Genomic DNA, 13083 nt, shown 5'->3' on the forward strand with positions numbered 1-13083 from the left:
GGCCGCGGCTCGACCTGCGCGCCGCCAGCCGAGCACCCCCGCCGGTTGCGGATGCGCCGGCCGTAGGCGTATCCTGGCGCGCGCCTCGTTATCCGCTCGCCTCGTTATCCGCTCGCCTCGAGCGGCCACGCACCCCCCAAGGATGGCTATGAACAGATCCGGATCGCGCCCCAGGCCCGCCCTGTCGTCCGCCGCGCTGCTCCTGGCTGCGGGGGTCGTCCTCGCGGCGTCCTGCGCGGAGAGCCCCGACGCGTCGAGCGAGTGCCCTGACGGGCTGTCGCGGTGCAATGGAGAGTGCGTCGAGCTCCAGGCGAACGCCGAGCACTGCGGCGCGTGCGGCGACGCCTGCGAGGAGGGGCAGCTCTGCGTGAAGGGCCGCTGCAGCGGGGGCGGCGGTGAGGGCGGCGGCGGTATAGGGGCCGGCGTCGGGGGCGGGGAGGAGTGCGGAGAAGGCCAGACCGACTGCTCAGGCAGATGCGTGAACCTCCAGACCGACCTGCGGAACTGCGGCGATTGCGACGTCGAGTGCGCGGAGGGGCACGTCTGCGCGGACGGCTCCTGCGCGTGCGCGGGCGATCTCACGGAGTGCGACGGCGCCTGCGTGGATGTGCTGAGCGACAGGCGCAACTGCGGCGAGTGTGAATCCAGCTGCGCGCCTGCCCAGCTGTGCGTCGACGGCGTCTGCACCTGCCCGGCCGGTCTCGCGGCGTGTGATGGCGCGTGCGCCGATCTGCAGACGAGCCAGCTCCACTGCGGCGCCTGCGGCGTCGCGTGCGAGCGAGGGGCGTTATGCCAGGCAGGCGCCTGCACCTGCGTCCTCGGGACGTATGATGAGCTCGGCAACACGTTCCCGCAGACGATCACGGGGACCACCATCAGCGGCGAGACGAACTACGATCTCGCGTGCGTGGCCGCCGGCTCGTCGGAGCGGGTCTACCGCTTCACGCCGTCCGTGGCGGGGACATACACGCTGGATACCGTCGGGTCCACCTTCGATACGGCCATCGGGGTGCTGGGATCGACCACCTGCGCTCAGCTCGCCTGCAACGATGACATTGCCACCGGGGTCGCCCAATCGAGGGTCCGCGCGGTCCTCGAGGCGGGCCAGCAGGTCCTCATCGTGGTGACCGGCTTCGACGGAGGGGAAGGTGATTTCACGCTCAACATGGCGAGGGCCGATCCGCCGAAGTGCCCTGGGTGGGCGATCGACGCTGCGCTCCCGACGACCGTCACCGGCAACACCGAGCACTTCGGCGACGCGATCAGGCCGACGTGCGGAGGCGCAGACAGCCCCGACGCGAGCTACATCTTCACGGCGCCGGCGGCCGGGAAGTATGTATTCGATACCTTCGGCTCCGGGTTCAATACGATCCTGGAGCTGCACGACGGCGCGTGTGATGGCGACGTGCTCACCTGCTCCGACGACTCGGGAGAAGGGTCGCAGTCGCGCGCCACGGTGGAGCTCAGCGCCGGCCAGAAGGTCGTGGCGGTGATCGACGGCTTCGAGGGCGCGCGTGGGCCCTATACGCTGAACGTCGCCGCGTGGGCTCCGCCCGCGTGCCCCATGGTGGATCTCGGCTCCACCTACCCGCAGACGGTCACGGGCCACACGTCAGGCCTCGACGGCGTCCTCCAGCCCCCGCCGGCCTGCGCCACGGGGAATTCCCCCGAGGTCAGCTACAGCTTCACGGCGCCCATCGCCGGCCGGTATACATTCGATACGCTCGGCTCGACCTTCGACACGGTGCTCCACGTTCACGACGGCAGCTGCACGGGCGCCTCGCTGGGGTGCAGCGACGACGCGGAGGGCTTGTCGTACCGATCGCGGGTGTCCACGCCCCTCGCGGAGGGGCAGACGGCGGTTGTGGTCGTGGACGGCGCGTCCGGGAAGCACGGCGCGTACACGCTCAACGTGAGCGGCACCCCGGGCCCCCCGTGCCCGGAGAACGCGCTGGAGTCGGTCGTCCCGCAGACCGTGCAGGGGACGACCGTCGGCGCTGGCGACTACGTGAGCGCGCCGTGCGGCATGCCCGGCGGCGAAGACAGGGCGTACAGCTTCACGGCGCCGGCCGACGGATTGTACGTCTTCGATACGTTCGGATCGAGCTTCGACACGGTCGTCCACGTGCACGCCGGCACGTGCGGCGGCGCGGTGCTCGGCTGCAACGACAACGCCACGGGCGTCCAGTCGCGGATCGTGGTGCCGCTCGCCGCGGGGCAGGAGACCGTCGTCGTGGTCGATGGCGCCAAACCCGAGGCCACGGGCGCGTTCAAGCTCAACATCAGCCTGTTCCAGGGGGACGGCATCTGCGGGAACCCCGTCGATCTCGGCTCGACGGTCCCGCAGACGACGACGGGCTCCACCCTGTACCAGCCGGACTCGGCCACACCGAGCTGCGTCCCGTCGAGCGGCAACGACAGGGTCTACCGCTTCACCGCGCCGGCAAACGGGACCTACGTGGTCGACACGCTGTCGTCGAACTTCGACACCGTCCTTCACGTGCACGACGGTGACAGCTGCTCCGGCCCCGAGCTCGCGTGCAACGACAACACGGACAGGGTCAGCTCGCGCGTGGCCGTGACCCTCACCGAAGGGCAGGTGATCACGATCATCGGCGACAGCCGGCGTTCCGCCTCCGGCAACCTCACCCTCAACATCGCAAAGATCCCTTGAGCGGGGCGCGCCCGCTCGGCGACCCGTCGGCCAGCGGGCAGAGGGGCGCGGGAGCGGGGCGGCACCGCTGCTGTGGCGGGTCGGCCGTCGCGACGGGCCCGGCCGGGGCTCGTGGGTCACGGGCCGGGGAGGGGGGCGCGGATCGGCGCGCGTGGGGGCAGGTGGAGCGGCATGGAACGATAGGGAGCCATGGAAGGCGGCCAGCGCTCTCGTCGGTGAGCGACGCGGGCGACGTGTCGACGCGCACGCCCTAGGAGTTTTCTTGAGAGCGGCGCCCGCCCGTGCGAGTCTCGGCCCCCTTGGGACTTGCGCCCGTCGTCCGGGACGCGCCCCTGTGATCCGGGTCGAACCATGCCAAAGGAACGCGTGTTCTCCCTCGATGCCGTTCGGACCGACGGCTGGTTCGAGCGCATAGGCGACGGTATCGGCAGCTTCCAGGCGCTCTGCGAGATCGTGGGCGAGGCGTTCTTTGCCTTCTCGATGATTACGGGCGCCCGCATCACGGCGCTCACCGTCGACCGCCGCAACCCGGACAACACCCTGGTCGACTTCGTTATCGCGCCGCCGGGCGAGGAGGACATCGACGGCGACGTCCAGCGGCTCACGCTCGCGGACTTCCGCCACCGCCTCGTCGGCGCCCTCCTCACGGAGGACACGACGCCGCCCGCGCCCGAGCGGGACACCGACCTCGAGGGCATCCAGCTCCACATCGGCGTCCGCTACCTGCTGCTCGCCCCGCTCTACGGCTACAGCCTCCGCAAGCTCGCCGTCGAGGGGAAGACCTCGCGCCTCCTCCTCCTGCGCGACGGCATCGAGGAGACCCACGAGCTCAACGAGTTCCGCGCCCGCATCCGCTCGCACGTGCGCGACGAGCTCGAGCGCGCCTCGGCCGGCGCGCGCTCCGCCATCGATCTCACGAAGGTCGCCGAGGCCGAGGTCGCCTCGCAGCGCGGCGACTTCCCGAAGGTGATCCAGCTGCTCGGCACCTGGCCGGCCCCGCTCGCGATCTTCCTGCGCACGCCCGAGGGGCAGATGCTCACGCCGGACGCCCGCAGCCTGATCGCCAAGGGCCTTGGCCTCCTCGGCACCGCGTGCGTCAAGCTCGGCGAGGAGCACCAGGGCGAGGAGGTCATGCGCCTCGCCGTCCAGTATGCGCACGACGGGGCCGCGGCCGGCGACATCTTCCGCCGGCTGGGCGAGGCCATGCTCGACGACGGCCGGGCCGGCGAGGCCATCGGCCCCCTCCGGCGCGCCGCCAACCTCGGCGCCCCGCCGAAGCAGATCTGGCCGCTGCTCGCGCGGGCGTTCGTGCAGCGCAAGAAGTTCGTCGCCGCCCTCGCCTGCGTCCGCGAGGCGCGGAGCGTGGGCGTGGCGGACGCCGACATGGTGGAGGAGATCCGGGAGATCGAGGCCAGCCTGGGGACGGCGCTCACCGCGTGGCGAGGGCTGGTCCTGGCCGCGAACCGCTCCTAGACTTGCGGCCCCCCGGTAGCTCGCAGCTTGCCCACCGGTTGGCCGACCGCCTCCATTGACACCCCCGCGGCGGCCGACTAGATCCGGCGCGGATTAAGCCGGGATCGCTCGGATTTTTGCTGCTTCAGGCAGCATCGCCGCGTCGCTCTCACCTTTTTGGACTGCATGGTTCGGGGCCGTGGGCCCCGAGGTCTCGCCCCGAGACGCCGCGCGCCTCGGCGAGATGGTCGACCCCTCCAGGGGTCGACGCGTAGGAGTGCTCTCTCGATGGCCACCTACATCCCCCTGTTCCTGCTGTTTCTCGTCGCCGCGATCATCGCGCTCGCGATGTTCACGCTGACGTCGCTGCTCGGCCCGAAGAACCCGACGCCCGAGAAGATGATGCCGTACGAGTGCGGCAGCGACTCGACGGGCGGGCGGTTCGTCAAGCCGAGCGTGAAGTTCTACCTGACGGCGATCCTCTTTGTCGTGTTCGACATCGAGGCGGTGCTCATCTACCCGTGGTCGGTCCAGTTCCGGACCCTCGGGTGGACGGGCCTCGCGACGATGAGCTCGTTCGTCGCGCTGCTCGTCGTGGCGCTCGTGTACGTGTGGAAGAAGGGAGCTCTGGAATGGGAGAAGTGAAGGCCGGTGGGCCCTCGACGCGGGTGATGGAGGGCTCCGAGCACGGCTTCGCGACCACGCGCGTGGACGCGCTGCTGAACTGGGCGAAGAAGTACTCGCTGTTCCAGTACCCGTTCGTGACGGCGTGCTGCGGCATGGAGTACATGGCGATGGCGAGCCCGCGCTTCGATATGGCGCGGTTCGGCGCCGAGGTGCCGCGCTTCTCGCCGCGCCAGGCCGACCTGCTCTGGGTGGTGGGGACCATCAGCCAGCGCCAGGCGCCGGCGCTCCGCCGCATCTACGAGCAGATGGCGGACCCGAAGTGGGTGCTCGCCTTCGGCACGTGCGCCTCGTGCGGCGGCTTCTACGACAACTACACGACCGTCGCCGGCATCGACAAGGTCATCCCCTGCGACGTCTACGTGCCCGGCTGTCCGCCGCGCCCCGAGGCGGTGCTCGACGGCCTCATGCTGCTCCAGGACAAGATCGCGCGCGGCGATCGCACGCCGGCGATCGTCAAGCCGCGCGAGGACCCGGCGCAGACGACGGAGCACCTCGTCACCCTCCAGCGCAAGGAGCGGAGCCTGCCATGAGCAAGAAGGTCCTAGAGCTCCTCACGGCGCAGTTCCCGGGCGCCGTCCTGGAGACGCACTCGCAGTTCGGCGACGACACGGCGGTGCTCGATCCCGCCGTGTGGCGCGACGCCGCCCTGTTCCTCCGCAACGACCCGCGGACCCTGATGAACATGTTCGTCGACCTGACCGCGGTCGACTACCTCTGGCGCGGCGACGTGCCCCGCTTCGAGGTGGTCTGCCACCTGCGGTCGCTCGAGCGCAACCACCGCGTCCGGATCAAGGCGCGCGTCGGCGACGAGGAGGGCAACGGCGCCGAGATCGACTCGATCGTCCCGGTGTGGAAGGGCGCGAACTGGTTCGAGCGCGAGTGCTACGACCTGCTCGGCATCGTCTTCAAGGGGCACCCGGATCTCCGGCGCATCCTGATGTACCCGGAGTTCGAGGGGCACCCCCTGCGCAAGGACTACCCGGCCGACCGCATCCAGCCGCTCATCCCGTTCCGGGACGTGCCGAACACCGGCAAGCTGCCGCCGTTCGGCCCCGACGAGGGCATGAGCTTCGGCCGCCAGTCGCACGACTTCGCGCTGCACGGCCCTGGGGCGTCGATCGACGGAGACGAGGCCGTGAGCAACGGCAAGCGCGCGGGCGCGCTGGAGGAGCGGAGCTGACCCATGGAACCCCTGGATCGCGAGCTGGACGAGGCCGAGCTCGACCTACCGAGCGAGCCGATGCTCCTCAACATGGGGCCGTCCCACCCGGCGATGCACGGCACGGTGCGCATCGTGCTCGAGCTGTCCGGTGAGACGATCAACAAGGCCGACGTGCAGATCGGCTACCTGCACCGCGGCTTCGAGAAGATGTGCGAGCGCGGCACGTGGTCGCAGGTCTTCCCGTACGTCGACCGGCTCAACTACGTCTCGCCGATGCTCAACAACGTCGGCTTCGCGCTGGCGGTCGAGAAGATGCTCGGCGTCACGGTGCCCGAGCGCTGCCAGTACTACCGCGTGATCCTCGGCGAGCTGGCGCGCATCTGCGATCACATGATCTGCAGCGGCGCCATGGCCATGGAGCTCGGCGCCTTCACGCCGTTCCTCTACCTGTGCCGCGCGCGCGAGATCTTCTGGGAGATCTTCGAGGAGGAGACGGGGGCGCGCCTGACGCACAGCTTCGGCCGCGTCGGCGGCATGGCGCGGCCGCCCACGGCCGACTTCAAGGCGATGGTCCGCGTGGGCCTCGCGCGCGTGCTCGCGCTCGTGAACGACGCCGAGAAGCTCATCCTCAAGAACCGCATCTTCCTCGACCGCCTCGACGGCGTCGGGCAGATCTCGCAGGAGGACGCGCTCGCGCTCGGCTGGACCGGCATCGTGCTCCGGGCGACCGGCGTGCCCTACGACGTGCGCCGGGCGAACCCGTACATGGTCTACGACCGCTTCGACTTCGACGTGCCGGTCGGCACGCGGGGCGACAACTACGATCGGTTCATGTGCCGCCAGGAGGAGATCCGCCAGGCGGGGAGGATCATCGAGCAGGCGCTCGAGCAGATGCCCGACGAGGGGCCCGTCAACATCGACGATCCGCGCATCGTGCTGCCGCCGAAGGAGGAGGTCTACACGACCATCGAGGCGACCATCCAGCACTTCAAGATCGTCATGGAGGGCATCAAGGTGCCCGCGGGCGAGTGCTACTCGTACACCGAGGCCGGCAACGGCGAGCTCGGCTTCTACCTGGTGTCCGACGGCAGCGGCACGCCGTACCGCGTGCGCATCCGCCCGCCGTGCTTCGCCACGACGCAGGGGCTCTCCCAGCTCATCACCGGGCTGATGATCCCCGACGTCGTGCCGACCTTCGGCTCCCTCAACATGATCGGCGGGGAGTGCGACCACTAGCGACGGCGCGAGGAGCGCTCCCGTCATCGACTTAGGAAAGCAAGGGCCCTCCGCGGCCCCGCCGGGAATCGAGAGCACGATGCCTACGATCAAGATCGACGGAAGGGAGATCCCCTTCGAGAGCGGTGACACGATCATCCGCGCGGCGCACCGCGCCGGGATCGACATCCCCCATTACTGCTGGCACCCGGGCCTCAGCGTCGCCGCCAACTGCCGGATGTGCCTGGTCGAGGTGATGCCGCCGCCGGGGCGGCCGGCGATGAGCCTCGACATCCTCCGCTGGGACGCGGCGAAGCAGGACTACGTGCCGGCGGCGAAGCCGAAGCTCCAGCCGGCCTGCCAGATGGCCTGCGCGAACGGCATGGAGGTGCTGTCCGACAACAGCGACCACGTGTCCGAGGCGCGCTCGGCGGTGCAGGAGCTCCTGCTGCTGAACCACCCGGTCGACTGCCCGATCTGCGACCAGGCCGGCGAGTGCCGCCTCCAGGACTACTGGCTGGAGCACCAGCGCAAGGGCAAGCGGATGCGGCAGGAGCCGGTGCACAAGCCGAAGGCGGTCACCTTCGGCCCGACCATCGTGTACGACGCCGAGCGCTGCATCGTCTGCACGCGGTGCATCCGCGTCTGCAACGAGCTCGCCCGGGATCCGGTGCTCTCCGTCCGCGAGCGCGGCAACCTCGGGGAGATCACGGTCTCGCCGGGGCGCGAGCTCGACCACAACTACACGCTCATGACCGAGCACGTCTGCCCGGTCGGCGCGCTCACGTCGCGCGATTTCCGGTTCAAGGCGCGCGTCTGGTTCCTCCGCAGCGCCCGGACCGTCTGCCAGGGCTGCGCGACGGGCTGCAACGCCTACCTCGACTACGATCCGCGCAACAACACCCCGTACCGGCACCGCCCCCGCGAGAACATGGCGGTCAACACGTACTGGATGTGCGACGAGGGCATGCTCTCGTACCGGCACGCGGTCGATGGGCGGCTGCTCACGGCGCTCGTCGGCAACGACGACGCGAGCGTCGACGACGCGCTCGCCGCGGCCAAGGAGCAGCTCGCAGGCCACGGCGACGACCCGCAGAAGGTCGCGATCGTCCTGTCGGCGCAGCACTCGAACGAGGACAACTTCGCGCTCTACCACCTCGCCACGACGTACCTCGGCGCGACCGACTTCTTCGTGTCGGGCAAGCCGCTCGGCCAGGGCGACGACATCCTCATCAGCGAGGACAAGAACCCGAACACCCGCGGCGCTGTGCAGATCGCGGCGGCGACCCCGCCGCGCCCGGTCGCGGAGCTGATCCAGGGGATCGCGTCCGGGCACTACGCGTACGTGGTCGCCCTCGGGTCGGACCTCGAGGTCGACGCGGGCGAGGCGCAGCGGGCGTTCTCGCGGCTGAAGGGGGTGGTGACGATCGCCGCCCACGAGGGGCCGCTCGCGAAGGCCGCGCGCGTCGCCCTGCCGGCGTGCTCCTGGGCCGAGGCCGAGGGGACGTACGTGAACGGCAAGGGCCTGGCGCAGCGGAGCGAGCGGGCGCTGCTCCCGCACGGCGACGCGCGCCCGGCCTGGGAGCTCATCGGCCGGCTCGGGCGCGCGCTCGGGTACGAGACCGGGTGGAAGACCCTGGCCGAGCTCCGCCGCGCGATGCCGCCCGGCGCGGCGCTTGGTGGGCCAGCCGGGGCAGCGGCGCCCTCCGCGCACGCCGCGCCGGCGCCCGCCGCCGCCGACGGCGCGCGGGTCGAGCCGAAGAAGACGGAGGCCACGGCATGACCAGCGTCGAGCTCGTTCTCGCGATCGTCAAGATCCTCATCGTCGTCCTGTTCCTGCTGAACATGGCGGCGATCGCCACCTGGGCCGACCGGCGCCAGGGCGCGATGGTGCAGGACCGCGTCGGCCCGAACCGGGCGGTCGTCTACCTGCCGTCCCTGGTCGTGCGGGGCATCGTGTTCTTCCCCCCGGCGCTGCTCGCGGCGCTGTCCGTGTTCACGGCGACCCGCCCGGCGTCCGCGCCGGCCGCGGCCGAGACGATGGTGGCCGCCGCGCAGTTCGCGGTGGCCGTGGCCTGGCTCGGGCTGATCGTGTTCTGCGCGTCGGCCCGCAGCGGCGGCCCGATCAACCCGGCTGAGGAGGCGCTCGCCCGCGTCGAGCCCCGCAACATCTTCTACGGGGGCGTCATGGCCCACGTCGCGGTCTTCTTCCTGACGCAGGCGGTCCCGCTCTCGGCGGCGCCCGTCGTCGCGCGGATCGCGTGTGTGCTGCTCGGCGCGCTGCTGCTCGTGACGGGCGCCTACGCGGCGCTGCGCGTGCCCGAGGGCAAGATCCCGCTGCGGCTCCTCGGCACGCTCCACGCCGCGGCCGACGCGATCAAGATGATCTGGAAGGAGGACTTCATCCCGAAGAACGCCGACCGGCTCCTCCACTCGCTCGCGCCGCTGCTCGCGATGTTCCCGGCGCTCGTGACGTTCGCGGTCATCCCGTTCGGCGACAAGCTCTGCTTCGAGGACAACGGCGACGGGGTCTTCGGCTTCGGGGACCTCCCGCTGCTCAAGCGGACGGTCGACCAGGCGTTCACGTGCAGCGGCCACGTCGTGAACCTCCAGGTCGCGGACCTCAACGTCGGCATCCTCTACATCTTCGCGATGGCGGGCACCGGCATCATCGGCGCCGCGCTCGCAGGCTGGGCGAGCGACAACAAGTTCTCGCTGCTCGGCGGCCTGCGCGCCGCGAGCCAGATGGTCAGCTACGAGGTCGCGATGGGCCTCAGCGTCGTCGGCCTCTTCATCATCTACGGCAGCGTCCGGCTCGGCGACATGGTGCAGTGGCAGGCCGAGCACACGTGGGGGATCTTCGTCCAGCCGCTCGCGTTCGTCCTGTTCCTCGCGGCCCTCGCGGCCGAGACGAAGCGCATCCCGTTCGATCAGCCCGAGGGCGAGAGCGAGATCGTCGCCGGCTACTTCGTCGAGTACTCCGGGATGAAGTTCGGCATGTTCATGACGGGCGAGTACGTGGAGCTCATCACGTCGAGCGCGCTCCTCGTCACGCTCTTCTTCGGCGGCTACCACCTGCCGTTCCTGGACCGCGACGGCATCAACATCGCCTTCGGCGACGCGACGCTCTTCCAGTACAAGATGACCCACTTCGCCGTGAGCCTGACCTACGTGCTGGCGTTCTTCGGCAAGACGATCCTCATGGCGTGGGTGCAGGTCTTCTTCCGCTGGACGTTGCCGCGCTTCCGTTACGACCAGGTGATGCGGCTCGGGTGGACGAAGCTCCTGCCGCTCACGATCGTCAACATGATGGTCACGGGCATCGTCGTGCTGGCCGTCGACTCGGCGCCCGCGGGGCTCGTCGGCGGTCTCCAGGTCGCGGCCGACGTCACCCACGCGGTCGTCGCCCTGGGCGGGTTCGCGGCGGTCGTGGCGCTGATCGCCGGCCTGCTCGAGCCGATCGAGCGCCAGCGCACCGTCAACTCCACCTCTTCCCGGTTCGCGGCCGCGGCGGGGGGCACCAAGGCGTCGCCGCAGCAGGCATAGAGGAGGATCTCATGGCGAGAGCTACCCCCAGCACCACGTGGACGAAGCCGGCCGGAAGGCCGGTCGCCGGCAAGCCCATTCCGCGGCCAGTCCGGAGCGCTGACGTCCAGGCCTACATCCCCGAGATGGTCAAGGGCCTGGGGATCACGATGAAGCACTTCTTCAAGAACACGAAGGAGATGGTGCTCGGCCAGAAGCCCGACCCGGTGCTGCACGCGCTCGAGCCGGGCGTCACGACGATCAGCTACCCCGAGGAGAAGCGCCCCTACCCGGAGCGCTTCCGGGGCATCCACCGGCTCACGCTGCGCGAGGACAACTCGCCCCGCTGCGTCGCGTGCCTCTGCTGCTCGACGGCGTGCCCGGCGCAGTGCATCGCGATCGAGCCGGCCGAGTACCCCGACGGCGATCGGCGGAAAGGCTACGAGCGGTACCCGAGCAGCTTCGTCATCGACGAGCTCCGCTGCATCTTCTGCGGCTTCTGCGTCGAGGCGTGCCCCGTCGACGCCATCCGGATGGACACCGGCCTCCACGCGGTGCCCTACGACTCGCGCGAGCAGTTCATCTACCGGCGCGATCTCCTCATGAGCCTCTCCGATCGCTCGGGCTCGCGGCTGACGGCGAACAAGCGCCACGAGCCGGGCGACCCGACGCACCCTGGCCTCTCGCGCGACCACGCGGATCACTGAGCCTGTCTTCCTCCCCCGGTAGGCCGTGCCGTTGTGCCGCCTGCCGGGCGGCGGAGCCCGGGCATCTCGCCTCTCGTCCGGCTGAGGTTCTGCTAGAAGGGCGGGTCATGGCGACGACGTACGGCTCCTTCGAGGCGGTCATCGGGCTCGAGGTCCACGCGCAGCTCCTCACCCGGACCAAGGCGTTCTGTGGCTGCGCGACCAGCTTCGGCGACCCGCCGAACACGCACACGTGCCCGGTCTGCCTCGGCCTCCCGGGGGCGCTCCCGGTCCTGAACCGCGAGGCGGTCCGGATGGCGGTGAGCGCGGCGCTCGCGCTCGGCTGCGCCGTCCAGGAGAGCAGCGTCTTCGCGAGGAAGAACTACTTCTACCCGGACCTGCCGAAGGGCTTCCAGATCAGCCAGTTCGATCGGCCGCTCGCGCTGCGCGGCCAGCTCGAGATCGAGACCGAGGCGGGCAAGATGCGGGCGGGGATCACGCGCGTCCACATGGAGGAGGACGCCGGCAAGAACGTCCACGGCATCGGCGGCCTGTCGGTCGTCGATCTCAACCGCGCCGGCACGCCGCTCATCGAGATCGTCGGTGAGCCCGACCTCCGCTCGGGCGCGGAGGCGGCCGAGTACCTGAAGCGGCTGCGCGAGATCCTCATGTTCATCGGCGTGAACGACGGCAATCTCGAGCAGGGCAGCTTCCGCTGCGACGCCAACGTCTCGGTCCGCAAGGTGGGGGAGACGAAGCTCGGCACGCGGACGGAGCTCAAGAACATCAACTCGTTCCGCTTCGTCGCCGAGGCGATCGACCTCGAGATCCGGCGGCAGATCGCGCTCATCGAGCAGGGCGGCCGCGTCCGGCAGCAGACCCGCGGGTACAACGCCGAGAAGAAGGAGACGTACCTCCTCCGCGACAAGGAGAATGAGTCCGGCTACCGCTACTTCCCCGAGCCGGATCTGCCGCCGCTCGTCGTGGACGAGGCGTTCCTCGCCGACGTGCGCGGCGCGCTCCCGGAGCCGCCGGTCGACAAGCGGCGCCGCTTCACCGAGTCGCTCGGCCTCACCCCGTACGCGGCGTCGGTCCTGACCGGCCACCCGCAGATCGCGGCGTTCTTCGAGGAGGCCGCGCGCCTCCACGGCGACGCCGTGAAGGTCGCGAACTTCGTCCAGGGCGAGGTGCTGCGCGACACCCGGACGACGGGGCTCTCCGCGGCGTTCCCGGTCGCCCCCGGCCAGGTGGCCGCGCTGCTCCGCCTCGTGGACGAGGGCGCGATCAGCGGCAAGCAGGCCAAGGAGGTCTACATGGAGATGGCCGGCACGGACCGGGCGCCCGGCGACATCGTCCGCGACAAGGGCATGGCCGTGATGAGCGACGCGGCCGCGATCGAGGCGGTCGCCGCGTCGGTCATCGCCGCGAACGAGAAGCAGGCGGCGGCGTACCGCGGCGGCAAGACCGCGCTGTTCGGCTTCTTCGTCGGCCAGATCATGAAGAAGACGGGGGGCAGCGCGAACCCGGCCGTCGTGAACGACGTGCTGAAGCGACTGCTCGAGGGAGCTCCCGCCACGAGCGGGTGACGGGGCTTTCTCCGAGCGCAAGCGTGAAATAGGGTGCCGCCGGCCGGCGTCTCGCCGCGCGAGCCGGGGCGCGCCCGGCGCCTCCGCCTCGCTGAA

10 protein-coding genes are annotated in these 13083 nt (G+C 70.4%); all 10 read left to right on the forward strand.

The genetic code is table 11. The features are described from left to right. The first annotated feature begins 148 nt into the window (after positions 1-148). The 10 genes from WMF39_RS02885 to gatB all read left to right on the forward strand — a co-directional run bounded on the left by WMF39_RS02885 (position 149) and on the right by gatB (position 12987). The gene (locus WMF39_RS02885; protein WP_437744021.1) at positions 149-2674 is read left to right on the forward strand and encodes an MXAN_6577-like cysteine-rich protein; all 2526 of its coding nucleotides are present in this window, start codon (positions 149-151) and stop codon (positions 2672-2674) included. A 351-nt stretch (positions 2675-3025) separates the two neighbouring features. Beyond that, entirely contained in the window at positions 3026-4147 is a 1122-nt protein-coding gene (locus WMF39_RS02890; RefSeq protein WP_437744022.1) for a hypothetical protein, read from the forward strand. A 267-nt stretch (positions 4148-4414) separates the two neighbouring features. Then, positions 4415-4771 (forward strand): NADH-quinone oxidoreductase subunit A, encoded by a 357-nt coding sequence (locus tag WMF39_RS02895; RefSeq protein WP_437744023.1) that lies wholly within the window; start codon positions 4415-4417, stop codon positions 4769-4771. 26 nt (positions 4772-4797) lie between these two features. Continuing rightward, complete coding sequence (locus WMF39_RS02900; protein ID WP_437301525.1) at positions 4798-5343, forward strand: NADH-quinone oxidoreductase subunit B; 546 nt, start codon at positions 4798-4800, stop codon at positions 5341-5343. Continuing rightward, positions 5340-5993, forward strand: a complete 654-nt coding sequence (locus WMF39_RS02905; protein WP_437744024.1) for an NADH-quinone oxidoreductase subunit C — start codon at positions 5340-5342, stop codon at positions 5991-5993. Before WMF39_RS02900 ends, WMF39_RS02905 begins: the two co-directional genes overlap by 4 nt. A gap of 3 nt (positions 5994-5996) precedes the next feature. Then, positions 5997-7211: an NADH-quinone oxidoreductase subunit D gene (locus tag WMF39_RS02910; protein ID WP_437744025.1), complete on the forward strand. Its 1215-nt coding sequence runs from the start codon at positions 5997-5999 to the stop codon at positions 7209-7211. A 79-nt stretch (positions 7212-7290) separates the two neighbouring features. Continuing rightward, positions 7291-8973, forward strand: coding sequence for a 2Fe-2S iron-sulfur cluster-binding protein (locus WMF39_RS02915; RefSeq protein ID WP_437744026.1), 1683 nt, complete (start codon positions 7291-7293; stop codon positions 8971-8973). Further along, on the forward strand, positions 8970-10736 hold the full coding sequence (locus WMF39_RS02920; protein ID WP_437744027.1) for a complex I subunit 1/NuoH family protein: 1767 nt from the start codon (positions 8970-8972) through the stop codon (positions 10734-10736). The genes WMF39_RS02915 and WMF39_RS02920 overlap by 4 nt, the downstream gene beginning before the upstream one ends. 11 nt (positions 10737-10747) lie before the next feature. Then, entirely contained in the window at positions 10748-11422 is a 675-nt protein-coding gene (locus tag WMF39_RS02925) for a NuoI/complex I 23 kDa subunit family protein (protein WP_437744028.1), read from the forward strand. 107 nt (positions 11423-11529) lie between these two features. Further along, a complete protein-coding gene (gatB, locus tag WMF39_RS02930) occupies positions 11530-12987 on the forward strand; it encodes an Asp-tRNA(Asn)/Glu-tRNA(Gln) amidotransferase subunit GatB (protein WP_437744029.1) in 1458 nt (485 codons plus the stop codon). Positions 12988-13083 lie beyond the last annotated feature (96 nt).

This window comes from Sorangium sp. So ce1504 (assembly GCF_051521635.1).
Lineage (GTDB): Bacteria > Myxococcota_A > Polyangia > Polyangiales > Polyangiaceae > Sorangium > Sorangium cellulosum_B.

Excerpts from the sequence above, each read along its gene's own strand:
- WMF39_RS02885 (WP_437744021.1), top strand. The coding sequence starts at position 149 with ATGAACAGATCCGGATCGCGCCCCAGGCCCGCCCTGTCGTCCGCCGCG.
- WMF39_RS02890 (WP_437744022.1), top strand. The coding sequence starts at position 3,026 with ATGCCAAAGGAACGCGTGTTCTCCCTCGATGCCGTTCGGACCGACGGC.
- WMF39_RS02895 (WP_437744023.1), top strand. The coding sequence starts at position 4,415 with ATGGCCACCTACATCCCCCTGTTCCTGCTGTTTCTCGTCGCCGCGATC.
- WMF39_RS02900 (WP_437301525.1), top strand. The coding sequence starts at position 4,798 with ATGGAGGGCTCCGAGCACGGCTTCGCGACCACGCGCGTGGACGCGCTG.
- WMF39_RS02905 (WP_437744024.1), top strand. The coding sequence starts at position 5,340 with ATGAGCAAGAAGGTCCTAGAGCTCCTCACGGCGCAGTTCCCGGGCGCC.
- WMF39_RS02910 (WP_437744025.1), top strand. The coding sequence starts at position 5,997 with ATGGAACCCCTGGATCGCGAGCTGGACGAGGCCGAGCTCGACCTACCG.
- WMF39_RS02915 (WP_437744026.1), top strand. The coding sequence starts at position 7,291 with ATGCCTACGATCAAGATCGACGGAAGGGAGATCCCCTTCGAGAGCGGT.
- WMF39_RS02920 (WP_437744027.1), top strand. The coding sequence starts at position 8,970 with ATGACCAGCGTCGAGCTCGTTCTCGCGATCGTCAAGATCCTCATCGTC.
- WMF39_RS02925 (WP_437744028.1), top strand. The coding sequence starts at position 10,748 with ATGGCGAGAGCTACCCCCAGCACCACGTGGACGAAGCCGGCCGGAAGG.
- gatB (WP_437744029.1), top strand. The coding sequence starts at position 11,530 with ATGGCGACGACGTACGGCTCCTTCGAGGCGGTCATCGGGCTCGAGGTC.